The 17996-nt window shown below is 71.5% G+C and carries 19 protein-coding genes and 3 pseudogenes; 11 read left to right on the forward strand and 11 right to left on the reverse strand.

Annotation, left to right across the window (positions count from 1 at the left end):
• Positions 1-175 precede the first annotated feature (175 nt).
• Positions 176-910 carry a DNA alkylation repair protein gene (locus QF032_RS07160; protein ID WP_307040935.1) on the reverse strand — a complete coding sequence of 245 codons (735 nt, stop codon included), beginning with the start codon at positions 908-910 and terminating at the stop codon, positions 176-178.
• A gap of 49 nt (positions 911-959) precedes the next feature.
• Here QF032_RS07160 and QF032_RS07165 point away from each other — a divergent pair, with 49 nt between their 5' ends.
• A complete protein-coding gene (locus QF032_RS07165) occupies positions 960-1799 on the forward strand; it encodes a TVP38/TMEM64 family protein (protein ID WP_307040937.1) in 840 nt (279 codons plus the stop codon).
• Between the two features lie 49 nt (positions 1800-1848).
• Here QF032_RS07165 and QF032_RS07170 read toward each other — a convergent pair.
• The 3 genes and pseudogenes from QF032_RS07170 to QF032_RS07180 form a co-directional block, all read right to left on the reverse strand.
• Positions 1849-2396: pseudogene (locus QF032_RS07170) on the reverse strand (cupin).
• Positions 2390-3319, reverse strand: coding sequence for a DUF6807 domain-containing protein (locus tag QF032_RS07175; RefSeq protein ID WP_307040939.1), 930 nt, complete (start codon positions 3317-3319; stop codon positions 2390-2392). Before QF032_RS07175 ends, QF032_RS07170 begins: the two are co-directional and overlap by 7 nt.
• The gene (locus QF032_RS07180) at positions 3316-4512 is read right to left on the reverse strand and encodes a Gfo/Idh/MocA family protein (protein ID WP_307055470.1); all 1197 of its coding nucleotides are present in this window, start codon (positions 4510-4512) and stop codon (positions 3316-3318) included. Before QF032_RS07180 ends, QF032_RS07175 begins: the two co-directional genes overlap by 4 nt.
• A gap of 444 nt (positions 4513-4956) precedes the next feature.
• On the opposite strand from QF032_RS07180, the gene QF032_RS07185 reads away from it, so the two are divergent.
• The 3 genes from QF032_RS07185 (at position 4957) to QF032_RS07195 (ending at position 6631) form a co-directional block, all read left to right on the forward strand.
• Positions 4957-5832 carry an undecaprenyl-diphosphate phosphatase gene (locus QF032_RS07185; protein ID WP_307040943.1) on the forward strand — a complete coding sequence of 292 codons (876 nt, stop codon included), beginning with the start codon at positions 4957-4959 and terminating at the stop codon, positions 5830-5832.
• 164 nt (positions 5833-5996) lie between these two features.
• Positions 5997-6176 (forward strand): hypothetical protein, encoded by a 180-nt coding sequence (locus tag QF032_RS07190; RefSeq protein ID WP_306954120.1) that lies wholly within the window; start codon positions 5997-5999, stop codon positions 6174-6176.
• A gap of 50 nt (positions 6177-6226) precedes the next feature.
• Complete coding sequence (locus tag QF032_RS07195; RefSeq protein WP_307040945.1) at positions 6227-6631, forward strand: Imm32 family immunity protein; 405 nt, start codon at positions 6227-6229, stop codon at positions 6629-6631.
• A 134-nt stretch (positions 6632-6765) separates the two neighbouring features.
• Here QF032_RS07195 and QF032_RS07200 read toward each other — a convergent pair whose 3' ends face one another.
• Together QF032_RS07200 and QF032_RS07205 are read right to left on the reverse strand one after the other, a co-directional pair.
• Complete coding sequence (locus tag QF032_RS07200; protein ID WP_307049951.1) at positions 6766-7722, reverse strand: DUF5829 family protein; 957 nt, start codon at positions 7720-7722, stop codon at positions 6766-6768.
• Between the two features lie 222 nt (positions 7723-7944).
• Positions 7945-8592, reverse strand: a complete 648-nt coding sequence (locus QF032_RS07205; RefSeq protein WP_307040947.1) for a dihydrofolate reductase family protein — start codon at positions 8590-8592, stop codon at positions 7945-7947.
• Positions 8593-9037: 445 nt separating this feature from the next.
• On the opposite strand from QF032_RS07205, the pseudogene QF032_RS07210 reads away from it, so the two are divergent.
• A pseudogene (locus QF032_RS07210) lies at positions 9038-9532 on the forward strand (TerD family protein); the annotation flags it as partial.
• A gap of 280 nt (positions 9533-9812) precedes the next feature.
• A complete protein-coding gene (locus QF032_RS07215; protein ID WP_307040949.1) occupies positions 9813-10406 on the forward strand; it encodes a DUF4291 domain-containing protein in 594 nt (197 codons plus the stop codon).
• Positions 10407-10663: 257 nt separating this feature from the next.
• Here QF032_RS07215 and QF032_RS07220 read toward each other — a convergent pair whose 3' ends face one another.
• Positions 10664-10972 (reverse strand): hypothetical protein, encoded by a 309-nt coding sequence (locus QF032_RS07220; protein WP_307040951.1) that lies wholly within the window; start codon positions 10970-10972, stop codon positions 10664-10666.
• Between the two features lie 85 nt (positions 10973-11057).
• Between QF032_RS07220 and QF032_RS07225 the strand changes: the two genes are divergently transcribed.
• Positions 11058-11684 carry a hypothetical protein gene (locus QF032_RS07225; RefSeq protein WP_307040953.1) on the forward strand — a complete coding sequence of 209 codons (627 nt, stop codon included), beginning with the start codon at positions 11058-11060 and terminating at the stop codon, positions 11682-11684.
• A 71-nt stretch (positions 11685-11755) separates the two neighbouring features.
• On the opposite strand, the pseudogene QF032_RS40575 reads toward QF032_RS07225, so the two are convergent.
• Positions 11756-11955 (reverse strand): annotated as a pseudogene (locus QF032_RS40575) (DUF4291 family protein); the annotation flags it as partial.
• A gap of 111 nt (positions 11956-12066) precedes the next feature.
• Between QF032_RS40575 and QF032_RS07235 the strand changes: the two are divergent.
• Both QF032_RS07235 and lnt read left to right on the forward strand, forming a co-directional pair.
• A complete protein-coding gene (locus tag QF032_RS07235; RefSeq protein WP_307040955.1) occupies positions 12067-12534 on the forward strand; it encodes a nuclear transport factor 2 family protein in 468 nt (155 codons plus the stop codon).
• Positions 12535-12696: 162 nt separating this feature from the next.
• Positions 12697-14268: an apolipoprotein N-acyltransferase gene (gene lnt / locus QF032_RS07240; protein WP_307040957.1), complete on the forward strand. Its 1572-nt coding sequence runs from the start codon at positions 12697-12699 to the stop codon at positions 14266-14268.
• Here lnt and QF032_RS07245 read toward each other — a convergent pair.
• Positions 14186-15097: a Gfo/Idh/MocA family protein gene (locus tag QF032_RS07245; RefSeq protein WP_307055472.1), complete on the reverse strand. Its 912-nt coding sequence runs from the start codon at positions 15095-15097 to the stop codon at positions 14186-14188. The two genes, lnt and QF032_RS07245, sit on opposite strands and share 83 nt — an antisense overlap.
• A 222-nt stretch (positions 15098-15319) precedes the next feature.
• Between QF032_RS07245 and QF032_RS07250 the strand changes: the two genes are divergently transcribed.
• On the forward strand, positions 15320-15832 hold the full coding sequence (locus QF032_RS07250) for a DinB family protein (protein ID WP_306954111.1): 513 nt from the start codon (positions 15320-15322) through the stop codon (positions 15830-15832).
• A 111-nt stretch (positions 15833-15943) separates the two neighbouring features.
• Entirely contained in the window at positions 15944-16411 is a 468-nt protein-coding gene (locus QF032_RS07255; protein ID WP_307055474.1) for a hypothetical protein, read from the forward strand.
• Positions 16412-16487: 76 nt separating this feature from the next.
• On the opposite strand, the gene QF032_RS07260 is transcribed toward QF032_RS07255, so the two are convergent.
• Positions 16488-16970 carry a hypothetical protein gene (locus QF032_RS07260; protein ID WP_307055475.1) on the reverse strand — a complete coding sequence of 161 codons (483 nt, stop codon included), beginning with the start codon at positions 16968-16970 and terminating at the stop codon, positions 16488-16490.
• 196 nt (positions 16971-17166) lie between these two features.
• A complete protein-coding gene (locus QF032_RS07265) occupies positions 17167-17850 on the reverse strand; it encodes a uracil-DNA glycosylase (protein ID WP_307040964.1) in 684 nt (227 codons plus the stop codon).
• Positions 17851-17996: the final 146 nt, after the last annotated feature.

Genomic DNA, 17996 nt, shown 5'->3' on the forward strand with positions numbered 1-17996 from the left:
GGTCAGCTTCGGGCGCCGTCGACAGCGGCCGGGAAAGGCGGGACGGCAGCCTTCGGGGCATCCGCGACTGCGGATGCGGCGAGGAGGAAGGCGTACCGGAACATGTCGTCGATCATCGCGGACGGTTCGTGTCGGTGTCGAAGGGTTTTCGGCGGGTTCGGCCGTCGCCCGGTCGTCATCCTGCCGGGAAGCCGCCGATGTTCTTCAGCGCCTCGCGCACGCTCAGCGGCGCGAACCTGCCCCGCTCGCGGGCGAGAAAGGCGCGGACGGCCTCCGGGTCGGTCTTGGCGTACTCGCGCAGGCTCCAGCCGATGGCCTTGCGCACGAAGAAGTCGGGGTGCCCGGACTGGCGCAAGCAGTACGCGAACAGGCGGTCCGCGTCCGTGCGGTCCTTGTAGGTCAGCTGGTGCAGCAGGGCGGTGCGGGCGACCCACAGGTCCTCGTCGGCGATCCAGGCGTCCATGTCGGCGGTGAGCCGGGGATCGGCCGCGACGAGGGCGCCGACCACGTGGGCGGCGAGCAGGTCGACGGTGTCCCACCAGGACGTCGTGGCGACGAGCCGGCGGGCCGTCGGCAGGAATGCGCAGGACAGCCGTCCCGCGTGGCGGCGCAGGTAGTCGACGGCGAAGTAGTGGTACTCGCGCTGCGGCAGCGCCCAGCAGCGCAGCGCGATCGCCGTGCAGTCGTCCTCGCCGGGGCGCGGGGAGCCAGCCAGAACGGTGCGGGACAGGGCCCGGCGGTCGGGCGTGGGCAGGCCCAGGAACGGGGCGACGTCCTTCATGTACGCGCGCATCGCCGCCGCCCGGGCGGGGTCGGCCGCAGCGCCGTACACGGTCGTCAGCCGCTCCAGCACGGTGTCGGCGAGAGCGCTGTCCGGCACGCCGGGAGCACCCGCACTTGTGACGGTCATGAAACGCACCATACGGCGATCACACATCTCCTTCGGTTACTGTCGCTGGATGCTCGATGCCACCACCCGCTCTGGCGGCACCGCCACGGCCCCTCCCCGGGCCATCGCCACGGAGCTCGCCGTCCCCGCCGTCCCGCCCGTCGTCACGGGTGTCGTCACGCCCGCCGTCCCACCCGTCGTCGACCGCGTCACGGCCGCGGTCCCCGCGCCCGGCCGTTTCGGCGCGCGCTGCACGGCAGTGCTGCTCTCGCCCTGGTCCCGACTCGCTCTGCTGGTCGCGCTGCTCGTCGCGGCCGCCACGAGCGTGCTGCTCTTCGAGCCGCAGAAGCTGATCGCGGACGGCTGGCCACCACAGTTGAGCGGCCCGTCGGCTGCCGTCGTCTTCGCGGTGGCGTACGGGCTGTGCACGGTGGCGTTCGTGCCGAGACCACTGCTGAACCTGGCCGCGGGCGCGTTGTTCGGCTCGCAGTGGGGCATCGCTTCCGCGCTGGCGGGCACGGTGCTGGGGGCCGGCACGGCCTTCGGGCTGGGCCGCCTGCTGGGCCAGGACGCCCTGCGTCCGCTGCTGCGCGGACGGCTGCTCACGGCGGCGGACGGGCAGCTCAGCCGGCACGGCCTGCGCTCGATGCTGGCGGCCCGGCTGTTTCCCGGCGTTCCGTTCGCGGCCGCGAACTACTGCGCCGCGGTCTCGCGGATGAGCTGGCCGTCCTTCCTGATCGCGACCGCGCTCGGCTCGGTCCCGAACACGGCCGCGTACGTCGTGGCCGGGGCCCGCGCCTCCTCCCCCACCTCGCCGGCCTTCCTGATCGCCCTGGGCTGCATCGCCCTGCCGGCGCTCGGCGGCGCGGCGGTCGCCTGGCGCAAGCGCCACCACCTGCGCCGCGCCTGACGCCGTGACCGGTCCCCGCGCGTGACGCGGTGACCGGTCCGTCCGGCCACTACGCCCGGTACACGTCCAGCCGGCCGCACCTCCCGAACTTCCCGTACGCAGACGGCTCCTCGGCCCGTACGACCGCCTCGGCGAGGTGGGAGACGTCCCCGTCCGCGAGCCGGTCCGACTGCTCCGCCGTGGCCTGCGCCGCCGCCCGCGCACCGCGGAGCCGGCGCTCACGCCATTCGGCGAGCCGCGGCCGCACGAGCGCGGCGGCGGCCCGGTGGAAGGCGGCCAGGACGGCCGCGATGTCCGGCCCCTCGCGCAGCGCCCGGTAGCCCTCCGGCGCGAGACCCCGCCGGGCCCGGGCGATCCGGACCTGCTCCGCCTCCGGGGCGTCGGCGGGGATCGCCGTCACGGCGGCGTACGTCTGCGGGTCGGCGAGGTACCGAGGGGGCAGGGTGAGCACCGCGTCGCCCGCTTCGGGCAGCCCGCTGTTCCGCATCAGCACCGTGATGCGCGGGTCGTCCTCGTCCCGTCGGACGCGGGCCAGTCGTGCACGCGCAGCCGCGACACCGCGACGCCGCCGGGCAGGCCCGCGTACCCGCTCACCAGGGATGCTCCTCGAGGTACTTGGCGATCTCCGGCCGCTCCCAGGCGCCGTCGGCCACGACGACGCGATAGCGGCGCGTGAGCGTCTCGCCGGGGGCGAGCTCGAGTTCGTCGAAGAACGCCCAGGACGGGGCGATGCCCGCGAAGGGCTCGTTGCGGACGAACCAGTGGGCGGGGTGCCCGCCCCGGGCGCCGTCGTGGTCGTTCTCGGGCGCGTGTGCGAAGACGACGGTCGCGTGGCCGTCGGCGCCGTCGTGCTCGCCGGACAGGGCGAGCCAGGGGCTCTGCGAGGCCATCAGCCCCGGCCCCTCCCCGCCCGGGCCGATGATGCGGCCGTCCCGGAAGGCGCGCGGGCCGCGCCAGAACAGGCCCGTGTAGCCGGCCATCTCCCTCCCCGCGGTGGTCGGGCTGCCGAAGCGCAGCGGTTCCTCCCGGCGGTTGACGACGGCGCTGGTCCAGGTCAGCGCCCAGGAGCCGGAGGCGTGGTCGACGTCGTGCACCTCGATCCGGCGGGACTCCCGCGCCCACAGCTCCCCGCTGTGCGGCCGCCAGTCCAGGCACTCGGCGATGACGGCCCGGCCGTCCCTGGCGGCGACCTCGTCGAAGCACGTGTGCGTCATCGAGCCGACGCGCTCGGGCAGTTCGAGATAACCGTCGCCGTGGACGTACGAGTTGCCGCCCCACAGGTTGGCCCCGGAGAGGTGGGAGGCGGTGAGCGACAGTCCCTTGTGCCAGCGGTGGTCGTTGGGGCGGTAGTCGGTGACGACGTCGCCGGCCAGGGTCCGCATCGGGTGGAGGTACGGCTTCGGCGCCTCCCACGCGGCTTCCGGACGGTAGACGTAGGCGAGCAGCTCCACGCCGGTGGCCGGGTCGGTGACCGTGACGCGGTCGCCGTGGGCGTGGACGAGCCTCAGCTCCCCCGTCATGCGGGCACCTCCGCCTGCGCCGGGTCCGGGTCGGCGCCCGTGCCCGTGCCCTTCCCCGTGCCGGGAGCCCATCCCGGGGCGCCGCCGTGCAGCGCCGTGTAGTAGGGGTCGCCGGGCCCGATCTCGCCCCGCCGTACCGTCGTGTCGGTGAACGCCGACTTGTACAGCGCGGTGACCAGTTCCAGACTGGTGCGTCCGTCGGCGCCGCTGCCGCGCGGCCTGCGCCCGGCGCGCATGCTCGCGACCAGCTCGCGCAGCTGCGCGAGGTGTGAACTGGGGACGTCCGCGCCGAAGTCCTGCCAGGCCGCCGCCTCGTCGCCCGTCACACCGGGGGCGGGGGTGACGCGCCAGTCCGCGTTGGAGTGGCCGTAGAGGTGGGTGAGCTCGACGGTGGCGCGCTCGCAGTCGATGCGGATGCGGCTGACCTCGTCGGGACTCAGGACGCTGTTGACGACCGTGGCCAGGGCTCCGCTCTCGAAGCGGACCAGCGCGGTGGAGACGTCCTCCGTCTCCAGGTCGTGCACGAGCCGGCCGGCCATCGCGCGCACCTCGCTCCACGGGCCGAGGAGGTCGAGCATGAGGTCCATCTGGTGGATGCCGTGGCCCATGGCCGGGCCGCCGCCCTCGGTCTGCCAGCGACCGCGCCAGGGGACGGCGTAGTACGCGGTGTCGCGGTACCAGGTGGTCTGGCAGTGCACGACGAGCGGCCGTCCGAGGGCCCGCTCGGCGAGCAGCCGCCGCACGTGCCGCGTCCCCGAGCCGAAGCGGTGCTGGAAGACGATCGACGAGTACGGGCCGCCCTGCGTGCCCTCCTCCGCCTCCACCGCCGCGTAGTCGGCGAGGGTCGGCACGGGAGGCTTCTCGCACCACACCCAGGCGCCCGCCCGCAGCGCGGCCACGCTCTGCTCGCGGTGCAGGGTCGGCGGGGTGCAGATGGTCACGAGGTCGGGGCGCTGCTCCGCCAGCATCCGCTCCAGATCGGTGTAGGCGTGCGGGACGCCGCCGTCGGCGCAGAAGGCCCGGACGGCGTTGGCATCGATGTCAACGGCCGCCACGACCTCGGTCTCGCCCTCGGCGGCGAGCCGCTGGAGGGCGGGCAGGTGGGAACCGCGGCCGATGGCGCCGACGCCGACGACAGCGGCCCGGATGCGGCGGCCGTCGAGGGGGATCCGGGGCGGAGTGGAGGGGGACATGGACGTGATCAGCACTCCTGTGACGTGCGGCCGTTCAGCCGGGCGGGCCAGCGACGAGGGGGAAGCGTGCAGTACGTGGGGTGCAGTACGTGGGCACAGCAAGCGCTTTCCCGTCGCCAGCAACGTATGCGGCGGCCGGGCGGCCGGTCAACCGTGCGCACCCGTGCCGCCGGCCCCTCGGCAGACCACGCGCGGCGGGCCCCCGCAGCCCACCGTCGGCCTGCCCCCGCAGCCCCGCGTTTGCGGCCCGGCCGTACGCCGCACGCGCGCCGCGGTCCGTTGGGGCGGCTGCCCGGTCTCCGGCCGGGGCGTCCCCCGAAACCCCTGTGAACGAGGCGGCACACGAGACCGCTACGCTTCCTTTGCACACTCTTGAATCAACGGTCGCGGCGGCCCGCCGTCGCCGTCGCCCCGCTCCGATCGGCACTTGGACTCCGTAACCTCATGTCTTGGTTTGAATCCCTCATCCTCGGACTCGTCCAGGGGCTGACCGAGTTCCTCCCCGTCTCCTCCAGTGCGCATCTGCGGCTGACCGCGGCGTTCTCCGGGTGGGAAGACCCCGGCGCCGCCTTCACGGCGATCACGCAGATCGGCACGGAGGCCGCGGTCCTCATCTACTTCCGCAAGGACATCGGGCGGATCATCGCGGCGTGGAGCCGGTCGCTGTTCGACAAGACGGTGCGCAAGGACCACGACGCCCAGATGGGGTGGCTGGTGATCGTCGGCTCCATCCCGATCGGCCTGCTGGGCGTGACCCTGAAGGACCAGATCGAGGGACCGTTCCGCGACCTGCGGATCACCGCCACCATGCTCGTCGTCGTCGGCGTCGTGATCGGCGTCGCCGACCGCCTCGCGGCCCGGGACGAGACGGGCGGGAAGCACCGTGCGCCCAAGCAGCGCAAGACCCTGGAGAACCTGGGCGTCAAGGACGGCCTGATCTTCGGCCTCTGCCAGGCCTGCGCGCTGATCCCCGGCGTCTCGCGTTCCGGCGCCACCATCAGCGGCGGCCTGTTCATGGGCTACAAGCGCGAGGCCGCGGCGCGTTACTCCTTCCTGCTCGCCATCCCGGCCGTGCTGGCCTCCGGGGTCTTCGAGACGAAGGACGCCCTGGAGGGTGGCCATGTGGCGTGGGGGCCGACGCTGTTCGCGACCGTGATCGCCTTCGCGACGGGCTACGCGGTCATCGCCTGGTTCATGAAGTTCATCTCCACCAAGTCGTTCATGCCGTTCGTCTACTACCGCGTCGTCCTCGGCATCGTCATCATCGCCCTGGTCGCGACGGGCGCGCTGAGCCCGCACGCGGCGGAGTCGGCGGGCTGACGCGTCCGCCCTGCCGGGCAGGAGAGACTCGGGGCACCGGGCCGGGAGAGGGGTGAACTCGCCGCAGCGGCGGCCCGGTTGATCGATCAACCGTGACCAAGCCCATATCGGCCGGCGTAGCCGTCCGGTAGCGCAGTGTCAGTGCTTGCGCCTAGGCTTGGCGCATGTCCCCCACTTCTGTCTCCCCTGGTTCCGTGCGGTCCGCTGCCGAGGTGAACGAGCGGATCCGGGCGCTCTGGATGCGCGCCGGCGGGTCGCTGTCGACCCAGGAGCGGGCGGAGTACGAGCTGTTGGTCGTGGAGTGGGCCTCGGCGATCCGCGGCGAAGTGGTCAAGGCGGCCTGAGCCCCCGGCCGCCCTCGAGACACCCTGTCCGAGCCGAGAGAGCCGAATCCGTGAGACTGATCAGCGACGCCGGGTACAGCGAAGTGATCCTCTCCGCATCCGCGGAGGAGCTGACGCGGCTGGCGACCGCGGTGGCGCAGGGCGACGGAATCGTCCGCTCCGACACTTCACCGGGCAGCTACACCCTGGCCGGCGTCGCGGTCGAAGGGACGCACGGTCCCGGCGTCCTGATCCGCCGGGACGCCGGGCGGCAGTTCCTCGTCATCAGCGGTGACTTGGCCGGCAGAGCCGTGCTCGCGCACAACCTGCGGGAGATGGCCACCGCGGAGGACGGCGGTCATCTTCACGTCGACCACTTCCCCGGCCACCACTACCTCGCCGAGGGGTCGCTGCCCCTGGTGGTCGAAAGCCCGCACGGAGGCATGCCCACCGGCGAGCGGCCGACCGCCGGGTGATCGTCGGCCCCCGGCAGTCGCCGGCGGGACTCCGCGACGGCCGGGCGGGCCCGGGCACGCGTCGCCGCAGAGGACCGGCACCTCCTCGGCGACCCTCGGGTCACACGGCATCGGCCCTCAGCGGGAACGCGTCCTCAGCGAGCTACGGCTCCCGGCGCGTCGGTGCCGTTGGCGTCGGTGCCGTCGCCGTTGAACGTCCACACGGCATGGCTGCCGGGGCCGACGACCAGGGTCGAGTGACCGATCCGCTCGATGTGCCGTTCCTGCACGGGCCGGTTGAGTGACATGTCGACCCGCTGCAGACCGGCTTGATCGCGCGGGACGGCGTCGAGTCGAATCGTGGTGCCGCCCCGCTCCGCGACCACCCCGCCGTCCGTCACGGTCCGCACGGCGAACCCACCGGCCCGGAGCAGCGGCACGGTGTCGGCCAGGTCGCCCTCGGTGACCGCGAGCCGTACGGAGGTCACGTCTCGCATCAGGTGGGTGCGGTAGTCGTCGGAGAGGTAGCGCTCCCTGCCGACGTCACCGGGAAAGCTCGCCGGCTCGGTGTGGCCGCGAGGATCGGCGAAGTACTCCGGCCGGTACTCCATCGCCCAGGCCCCGAAGGCGTCGTACTCGGTGGTGGTGAGGACGGCGTCGAACCACGGCACGGGCACTCCGTCACCGAAGTCCCGGGTCTGGAGGAATCCGACGGGGTCGGGGACCCCCTCGCTCTTCAGTCGCTCGGTGACCGTCGCCAGGTCTCCCGCTCGTTCGGTCGACAGGCCCAGTCCGGCGGAGCCGAGGGTGCCGTCCTGGCCGGCGATGTCACCGACTCCGAACAGTTCCAGATAGGTCTCGCGGCCCATCAGATAGCGGCCGGTCCAGGTCTGACCGCCGGTCCCGGTCGTGGTGCGGACCTGGAAGTCGGCGAAGCCCGGGAGATAGGCGGAGTGTTCGATGGCGTCGGCGGTCTCCCGGTCGAGGACCCCGTAGGAGTGGTTGTAGAACAGCAGTTGCCGGTCGTTCGCGGGTCTGCTCCCGTCGGCCTGTGCCGTCCCCACGCCACCCCCGATCGCTCCGGCGAGGGTCACAGCGAGCACGACGATCATCCGTACGGTCCGACGCATCAGCATGCGAGCGATCGTAGGACGGGGAGGACTCGACCGTGGTTCTTTTCGAACGACGGCGAAACGCCTGACGCATGACGTTCCACAAGGCGCTCCGTACGGCACCGCCCCGCGACGGTGCACGCCCGGTCAGCCTCAGGTCGCACGCGTGCCGCGCCCGTACGACCTCAGCTCCACGTCAGGCCTCGCTCGCGACCCTTTCTGTCATTTGCGCCAGAACAGGTGATGCGTCACTCCGCTCGGGCTGGGCACGACTTCCCTGTGGAACCGGTCCAGCAGCTCTTCGGGCGAGTCCCAGAGGCGGAGCCCAGACCCGAGCTTCACCGGTGCGACGACCACGTGCATGGTGTCGACGAGGTCGGCGTCGAGGAACTCCCGGACGGTGGTCACGCCGCCGCCGAGCCGGACGTCCTTGCCCTGCGCGGCCTCCCGTGCCTCTGCGAGAACGGTGACGGGGTCGCCGTCCACGAAATGGAACGTGGTGTCGGAGAGCGTGAACGACGGACGCTTGTGGTGGGTCAGGACGAACACCGGCGTGTGGAAGGGCGGCTCGTCACCCCACCAGCCGCGCCAATCGTGGTCCTGCCACGGGCCGCGCTGGGGTCCGAACTTGTTGCGGCCCATGATCTCGGCGCCGATGTTGTGGCTGAAGTCCCGGGCGAAGTAGTCGTCGAGGCCCCGGCTTCCCCCGGGCTCGGTGCGGTTGGGCCAGCTCGCCGTGGCGCCGGCCCAGGCGAAGAGCCTTCCCGGATCGATGTCGTGGCCGAAGGGCCGCTCCAGGCTCTGGTCCTCGCCTGCGGCGACGCCGTCGCTCGAGATGGTGAAGTTCTGCACTCGCAGCAGCTGATCCATGTGCTTCCTCATCAGGTCCTGTCGCCTCCTCGTAAGGCGATGCGCCCTACGTCAGGATGTCGAACGGGCCGTGGCCGAATCGACAGCCGCGCCTGAGTTCTTCCAAAACGTTTCCCGCGCGACCGCTCACCTGTGTCGTTCGGCGGCATCGCGGTGCCCACCGGCGCGGTGCCGAGCCGCCAAGAGGCGCACGGACGACATCGCCCGCGCGGGGCGGCACATCAGGCCTTGCAGGGCGGGGGCGACCGGCGTTCTGGGCTCGCCCTCTGCTGAGGCGTCGTACCCCCGCGGCGGCCGCCCGGCTCACTGGCCGTCCGGCGATCACTCGCTCATCCGCTGCTCACGGCACGCGGCACCTGCCCCCTGGACGAGTAGCGGGGCACCGGTCACGAAGAGGTCCGTCAGGACGCAGCGCGCCCGCGAATCTATCGCCGCAGATGGGCCTCGGCTGCCCGATGATCACAAGGTCTTGGGTATGTCGTGGACCGGAAGCGTCGGCTTGGACGTGTGTGCTCTCGTGTGCCGTGGCAACCGGGTTCTCAGTGACGATCACTTCGTCTTCTTCAACAACCCTCAGACGCCGGACGGCTCAGTGCGTGCTCTACCCGCCACTGCGCCTGACAAGGCCGCGATCTGTGTCTCCTTCGACGGGTTGCCCGATGAGGCCGACCGGTTCGTACTCGTGGCAGCCATTGACCCGGAGGTCAACCCGGACGCCGACCTCTCTGGTTTCACGGACGCGTTTATCCGCCTGCTCGACCCGGAGCTAGCCGAGATGGGACGGCTTGAGGTCTCGGACGGCCGGTCGCAGGAAACCGCCTTGGTGCTTGGCTCCTTCCGCCGAAGGACGAACGGAGACTGGGACTTCGTGCTGGGAGGCAAGGGCTACACGGGTGGCTTGGGGGAACTCGTTCAGGATTTCGGCATCGAGGTGGAGTAGCTCGGCCTGGTTCCAGAGCTGCTGCGCCGCATGAAAATCCGTGGAACCTGACGACACGCGGCTGATCACCCCGGCCGGAACGAACCCAGGGCGCCTTGTCCCGACAAGGATCGCCCTGGCACCGAAGACCACCAATGACCACCGCGTGAATTCGGGCGCCTGAAGACACGGCGTGGCACCAACACCTCGGACGCTGCTGCCGCCGACAGGTGCCTCGTCGGCACGAGCGGCGGTCGAAAATCGGTGGCCTCCTGACCTGGCCGACTCCACGCTGTACGCCATGGAAGAACCGCACCACAGGATCCGCGCGCTTCACACGGCATCCACCATCACCGTCTACCAGGCGTACTCCCCTGAAATCGGACTGCCCGCCATCCGCGACGGCCGTTTTCCCGCCGCGTGGAAGCCTGACCGCATGACCTGGATCAAGCCCAGTTTCATGTGGATGATGTACCGATCCAACTGGGGCACGAGCACCGGGCAGGAGACCGTCCTTGCCATCGAGATCACTCGCGACGGCTTCGACTGGGCGCTGCGCCACGCCTGCCTGTCGAGTTACGTCCGCGGACTTCATCCCGATCGCGGCACCTGGCAGCGTGACCTCAAGCGCACACCGGCCCGTGTCCAATGGGATCCCGAACGCGATCTGCATCTGCGTCCCCTGCCGCACCGCTCGCTGCAACTGGGGCTCTCGGGCGAGGCATCGTCGCGTTACGCGAACGAGTGGATCGTGTCCATCAGTGACGTGACCCCGCTCGCCCACGAGATGCACGCGCTCGTCAGCAGCGGTGAACTGGACTCAGCAACCCGGCTTCTCCCCCGGGAACAGGAATACCCCGCCAGTGACGAACTACTGGCCCACCTGCGTCCCTGACCGGCAGTCCGGCCACAACGGCCGGCATCACCCACGGGTCACACCGCACCACATGCTCGCCAGGTCGGGGGCAGACAAGGTGGCTTCCCACCGCGGGGACGCTGTCCGTCGAAGAGCACCTCGCCGGCAGCCGTTCACAGTCATGTCAGCAGCATGAATAGGTCTGTGAACGCGGCTTGATGACTCACGTCAAGCCTTGCTCACAGACCTTTCCGCGACGCCGACTCTGTGCCGCTTGCGCGGAGATCCTGCCGTTCTCAAAGCTGGCTCTCGTCCCGGACCACCCAGCCCGCACCCAACTCGCGGCGCAGAGCCTCCAAGGCGGTGTGCGCCTGCTCCTTGAAGACCTGCCATTCCTCATCGGACCACGGCGACGGATTCGGTGGGTAGTCCCAGTCGATCGACGATTGATACGACCTGGACAACCTCGCCAGCTCGGCCCGGGTAGCCGGGCTGATGGGCAGTCGCTCCAGCTCGCAGGGATACCCGTACGGGCTGCCCATGTCCTCCGGCCACAACGGAGTGTCTACGCCGGCCTCGAAGAAGAACCGCAGATGGTGAATCACACGGCATCCTCTCAGAGGTCCGCTGAGTCACCACCCGCAGAGACGCGGCTACCGCCCGGAGCCAGGCAGTCGAGAGGATCAGGGCATGGCAGCGTCCGACGAACATCCCCCCGACGGCTGGGCCTTCCTCGGAGTCGGAGACCCGTTCCTGGTTGTCCACGACGAACAGCGCGGCCTTCTGGCCGTGGCGGGCACGGACGCACACACCAGAGCCACGCCGGTCGCGGTCTACAACATCCGTTCATTTACCCGCCGTGTGTTCATTCGCTCACGCTTCCCCGTGCACGCACTGGCCTTCCACCCTCGGCGTCCCCTGCTCGCGATAGGCACCGGCAGGTACGACGGTGGCTACTTCTTCGAGGGGGAGCTACTACTTCTGCACTTGAAAACAGGCGCGGTCACTTCTCTCATCGAGAACGAGTTCGGTCGTCAGGTTCTCGGGCTGGAGTGGCTCGACGAACGGTCGCTGCGTGTCCTCATGGCACCGCCGGACGACTGGCAGGACGAAGCGGCGCACGAGAACGGACACGTCGCCGTGGTGGACCGAGCCGACTGGACGGCCGTCCCCGCCCGGTCACTCAGCGGTCGGGACCTGGCTGGCCCAAGGACCCCCGCACCGCGTCCCGAGCCCCGCGAGGCAGCGCAGCGAGCGGTCGCCACACTGCGAACCCTCTGGCAAGCCCGACGAGCCGAGGCTTCGGGAGAGCTGTGAAGGTCCACCTATGTCACCAGGACGACACGATGCACCCTGGTCACGGATGGAGTCTGTGAACGCGGCTTGGTGACCCACGTCATGCGTTCCCGGCTCCAGGCCGGGGGGAAGCGGCCGCCGCGAGGCCGACGCCCGGGCGGTAGGCCTGGTAGACGGTGACGGTCGCCTCGGTGTGGAGCGCGCGGATACGGAACTTCGGTTCCTGCTGGGCGGTTCGGTCATCACCGTGGTTCCGGTCGGGCGCGTTCTTCGGTCTGTTCTCCTCGTTCACGGTGGCAGCCTGACCGCCCGCTCGTCCGTCGGGCCACCGAATTACGCCATGCCCGCACCGATCCCGGCACAGACCTTGGCTGAGCAGCCCGCATGCCCAACACTCGGGCCCATGACGCAGCGTGTGGAGCTCGCCGCCGTGATGGACCGGCTGGCCGTCGACGGATTGCTCACCGACTACGCGGTGGCGGTCGACGACGGGGACTGGACGGCGTACCGCGACCTGTTCACCCCTGACGGGCGGGCGGACTACCGCTCGGCCGGGGGCATCGAGGGGGATGCCGGGAGCGTCGCCTCCTGGCTCGCGGAGAATCTGCGGCTGTTCGCGATGCGGCAGCATCTCATCGTCAACCGCCGGGTGCGTTTCGGGATCCTGGAGCAGGACGCGGGCGACACCGCCCGGGTGCAGGCCGACTACGTCAATCCGATGCGGTTCGCGGCCCAGGAGAACGGGTCGCCGCCCGGGGAGCCGGATTTCGTGTGCGGGGGCCGGTACTCCTTCTTTCTGCTGCGGACGCACGACGGCTGGCGGGTGCGGGAGGTCGCCGTACAGGAGAAGTGGCGGCGCATGTCCGGTTGAGCCGCGTCGACACGAGCCGCCGCGTCCCGACGGGCCAGGCGTCCCGACGGGCCAGGATCGCGTGGATGCGAGGTGCCGGGTTCGGCCAAGTCCGGGAAACGCCCTGTCCGAGATCGTTCGCGGAGCGCACACTGAAGCTCAGCGCGGGTAGGGAGGTGTCGTATGAAGACGCTCGGACACTGGCTCACCTCCCCCCGGCGGCGTACGGCCGTGGCGGCCCTCGCGGGCGCGCTGCCCGTGGCGGCCTTCCCGGCGCCCGCCCTGTGGTGGTGGGCGTATCTCGCGCTCGTCCCCTGGATCCTGCTCATCCGCTCCGCGCCGACGTTGCGGCGGGCCGCGTACGACGGCTGGAGCGGCGGGTTCGGATTCATGCTGGCCATGCACCACTGGCTGTTGCCGGACCTGCATGTGTTCACGCTCGTCATCGCCGCGCTGCTGGGCGGCCTGTGGGCGCCGTGGGGCTGGCTGGTGCACCGGTTCCTGGCGGACGACGCCGTCCCCACCCGGGGCCGGGTACTGGGCGCGCTCCTCGTCCTGCCCTCCGGCTGGCTGGCCGTCGAACTCGTCCGCTCCTGGCAGGGGCTCGGCGGGCCGTGGGGCATGCTGGGGGCCAGCCAGTGGCAGGTGGAGCCGGCGTTGCGGCTCGCCTCGGCCGGCGGGGTGTGGCTGCTCAGCTTCCTGGTGGTGGCGGTCAACGTGGCGGCGGCCGTGCTGATCGCGCTGCCCGCCTCCCGGGCGCCGGCCGTCGCCGGGCTCGTGGCCACCGCCGCCACCGCCTCGGCCGCGTGGGTGTGGGCGCCGCAGCCCGACGGCGAGGGGCGGGCCCGGATCGCGGTCGTGCAACCCGGGGTGATCGACGGACCCGACCTGCGTTTCGACCGCGAGGAGCAGTTGACCCGCCGGTTGGTCGGGCAGGACGTCGATCTGATCGTCTGGGGCGAGAGCAGCGTCGGGTACGACCTCGCCGAGCGGCCCGATCTGGCCGAGCGGCTCGCGACGTTGTCCCGGGCGACCGGCGCCGACATCCTCGTCAACGTGGACGCCCGCCGCTCCGACCGGCCCGGCATCTACAAGAGCTCGATCCTCGTCGGCCCGGACGGCCCGACCGGCGACCGGTACGACAAGATGCGACTGGTGCCGTTCGGCGAGTACATACCGGCGCGTTCCCTGCTGGGCTGGGCCACGTCCGTCGGCAAGGCGGCCGGCGAGGACCGGCGGCGCGGCGCCGGACAGGTCGTGATGCACGCCGGCCCCGGGCTGCGCGTCGGACCGATGGTGTGCTTCGAGACGGCGTTCCCCGACATGAGCCGCAGCCTCGCCGAGGACGGCGCGGACGTCCTCGTCGCGCAGTCGTCGACCTCCTCGTTCCAGCACAGCTGGGCGCCCGCTCAGCACGCCTCGCTGGGCGCGCTGCGCGCGGCCGAGACGGGGCGGCCGTTCGTCCACTCGACGCTCACCGGCGTCTCGGCCGTGTACGACGCGAGCGGCCGGCGCATCGGCTCCTGGCTGGGCACGGAGGCGAGCGCGACGGCCGTCTACGAGGTCCCGCTCGCCGACGGCGTCACCCCGTACGTGCGCTACGGGGACTGGCCGGTGCATCTGGCCCTGCTGGTGCTCGCCGCCATGGCGCTCTCGGAGGGCGCGCGGACGGTCAGGCTGCGGCGGACCGCTGCCGCACCGCTCGGACCACCCGCTCGCACAGTTCGTGAGTCGCCAGCGCGTCCCGGGCGCTGAGCACCCTGCCCTCGCGCACGGCGTCCAGGAACGCGAACACCGCCTGCTCGATGCCGCGCTGTCGGGACACCGGGACCCAGTCGCCGCGCCGGCGCACGCTCGGCTGCCCCTTGTGGTCGATGACCTCGGCGAGATTGACGACCTGCCGCTTGGTGTCCTGCCCGGACACCTCCAGGATCTCCTCGTTCGAACCGCTGAGCCGGTTCATCACGCCCAGCGCGGTGAAGCCCTCGCCGGCCAGTTGGAGGACCACATGGTGCAGCAGCCCGTCCTCGACCCGGGCGCGCACGGTCACGTCGTCGACCGGTCCGGGCACCAGGAAGCGCAGCGTGTCGACGACGTGGATGAAGTCGTCGAGGACCATGACGCGCGGCTCTTCGGGCAGCCCGATCCGGTTCTTCTGCATGAGGATCAGCTCACGCGGATGGTCGGCGCACTGCGCGTAGCCGGGCGCGAAGCGCCGGTTGAAGCCGACGGCGAGAGTCGTGCCGCGCTCCTCCGCGAGCTCCACGAGCCGTAGGGAGTCGGCCAGTTCGTAGGCGAGAGGCTTGTCGACGTACGTCGGGACGCCCGCTTCCAGCAACCGGGCGACGATCTCGGGGTGGGCTGCGGTCGGCGCGTGCACGAAGGCCGCGTCCAGACCGGCGGCGAGGAGCGCGTCGAGGTCGCGGTGACGCTGCTCGCGGGGCACGCGGAGGGTGTCGGCGACCCGGTCGAGGGTGGCCCGGGTGCGGGTCTGCAGGTGGAGCTCGATCCCGGGCCGCGCGCCGAGGACCGGCAGATACGCCTTCTGCGCGATGTCTCCGAGTCCGATGCAGCCGACCTTCACGGGAGCTCCCTCACTGCTTGTCCGCCTGCACGGCAGCATACGACCCCGTCCCGGGCGTCGGACCGCCGGTCCGCCGGGGCGGGTAACGCCGTACCGCCGACGGCACCCGCACGGCGAGCGGGGACGCGGGGCGGGGCGGGCCGACCTCGACAGCCGCACACAGCCCCCGCGGTCGCCTGAAAACCCGTGGTGACGGCGGCCTGCGTGAACGACCATACGAGGATGACGACGCAGCGCACCGAACCCGCCCAGAACGCCGACGAACGCACCATGCTGGAAGGCTGGCTCGACTACCACCGGCAGACGCTGGCGTGGAAGTGCGAGGGTCTCAGCGACGCGCAGCTGCGCACCGCGTCGGCGCCGCCGTCCGAGCTGTCGCTCATGGGCCTGGTGCGGCACATGGCCGAGGTGGAGCGCGGCTGGTTCCGCAAGGTCCTGGTGGGCGACGACCCCGGCCCCATCTACTTCAGCGAGGACGATCCCGACGGCGAGTTCCACCTCACCGAGCAGGACACCTGGGACCACGCGCACGCCGTCTGGCAGGCCGAGATCGAGGTGGCGCGGCAGAACGCGGCAGGCTTCGCCCTCGACGATCTCTCCCACGGCAAGAGCAGGTCCACCGACGAGCCGTTCAACCTGCGGTGGATCTACACGCACATGATCGAGGAGTACGCCCGGCACAACGGCCACGCCGACCTGCTCCGCGAGCGCGTCGACGGCGCCACGGGGGAATGACGTCAGCACGGGCGGACCGGCTCCCTCGCAAGAGGTCCGAGATCACCCGTGCGGGGCAACCTACGCCCGTCCGCTGTCGCGCGGGCGGCCGGAACCACCAGAGTTGCGCGGGTGCATCGATCGACGACGACCACCGCGACGCTTCTGGCCGCCATGGCCTTCTCGGCGCTGTCCGGATGCGTGACCGTCCAGCATCCGACCGCGCCCGGCCCGGCCGCCACCCCGGCCCGGCCGCCCCTGCCGGGGCCGGACGGCCGGCCCGGGACGCAGGTCGTGCAGGCGCCGGCCCGTGAGGCGCTGGAGATGGCGGGCCCGCCCCGCGAGCAGGAGCCGGCCGCCCCGTCGGCCGAGCGGCCGCGGACGGCGGCGGGCGGACTCGAGTCCGGCTCCCGTTCCCGCCCGCACGCGCGGCCGGACCGGCCGGAGCATCGGCGGCGCTCACAGCCGCGCGTGGAGATCCCGGACGTGGCGGCCGAGGTGCGCCGCAACACCGACGTCTGCGCACTCGGCGAGACCTACGGCGGCTGGCGGGAGGACAGTCCCGAGGCGGTGATCTGCGAGCAGACCTACCGGCGGTGACGCAACGCCGCGAGCCCTCGCCCGTTCGTCGCCCCCTCGCTCGCCCACCTCCCCCGCTCGTCGCCCCTGCTCCGCCTCATCCGGTCCCGTCCCGGTCCCAGTCGCCCCGCCCCTCCCCCAGCCTGAGCTCCATCCTGCTGATCGCAGCCCGCACGCCGTCCCCGTAGCTGTCGTCGGCCAGGGCCACGGCCGCTCTGCGCGCCCTGCGGACGTGGGTGCGGGCGGCCTCGGCGCGGTCGAGCTTGACGTAGTCCGCCGCGAGGTTGAGATGCAGCGACGGGTACAGCGCGCGGGCCGCGGCCGAGCCCGCCTGCTCCTCCGCCGCCGTGAGCGCCCGCAGATCCCACGCGAGTTCGTCCGAAGGGTCGTCGTGGGTGTCGGCCAGGTAGTGGGCGAGGGTGCAGCGGTGCAGCGGATCGCCGCCCTCGCCGAGCTCCGACCACAGGTCGAGCAGCCGGCTGCGGGCCTCCTCGCGGTCTCCCCCGTGGTGCAGCATCACGACCTGCCCGATCCGCGTCAGCAGGGCGTCCGGCGCCGTCTGCCCCTGTCGCTCCGCCACCTCGGCCTCCTTGCGTCGTTGCGACGACGCTAGCCGCAGGGTGCGGCAAACCGGGTCAGGCGGCACCGGGCCGGTCCACGGAGGAACCGGCCCGGCGGCCGGAGCGCGCGCCCTCCGGCCCGGCGGGGGCGGCACCGCGCGGGCCGGCCAGGCGGGTCGGTAAGGCAGGGCGGGGCGGTAAGGCAGGGCCAGGTGGTCAGGCCAGGTTCGGGATCGTCCAGTCGATGGGCTCGTGGCCCTGCTGCGCCACCGCCTCGTTGATCTGGGTGAACGGGCTGGAGCCGAAGAACTTCTTCGCCGAGAGCGGCGAGGGGTGCGCGCCCTTGACGACGATGTGCCGCGTCTCGTCGATGAGCGGGAGCTTCTTCTGCGCGTAGTTGCCCCACAGGACGAAGACGGCCGGGTCGGGCCGGTCGGCCACGGCGCGGATCACCGCGTCGGTGAACTTCTCCCAGCCCTTGCCCTTGTGCGAGTTCGCCTCACCGGAGCGAACCGTGAGGACCGCGTTGAGCAGCAGGACGCCCTGCTGCGCCCACGGCATCAGATACCCGTTGTCCGGGATCGGGGTGCCGAGCTCCTGCTGCATCTCCTTGTAGATGTTCCGCAGGGACGGCGGGGTCTTCACCCCGGGACGCACCGAGAAGCACAGGCCGTGCCCCTGGCCCTCGCCGTGGTACGGGTCCTGGCCGAGGACGAGCACCTTCACGCTGTCGTACGGCGTCGCCTCGAGCGCGGCGAACACCTCCTCGCGCGGCGGGTAGACGGGGCCGTTCGCCCGCTCCTCCTCGACGAACTCCATCAGCTCCTTGAAGTAGGGCTGCTGCAGTTCGTCGCCCAGAACCCCGCGCCAGGACTCGGGCAGCATGGCGATGTCGGTCACGTCAACGTCCTTCGTTGTGCGGTCACTTTCTCAGAGCACAGAACCTACAGGCGACCACTGACAACGGGACCACTGACGACGGGACCGCTGAGGGACCTCTGACGACGGGACCGCCGACGACGGGACGGGGACCGTCCCGACGGCAC

Origin of the sequence: Streptomyces achromogenes (assembly GCF_030816715.1) — a bacterium.
In the GTDB taxonomy this organism is placed as follows: domain Bacteria; phylum Actinomycetota; class Actinomycetes; order Streptomycetales; family Streptomycetaceae; genus Streptomyces; species Streptomyces achromogenes_A.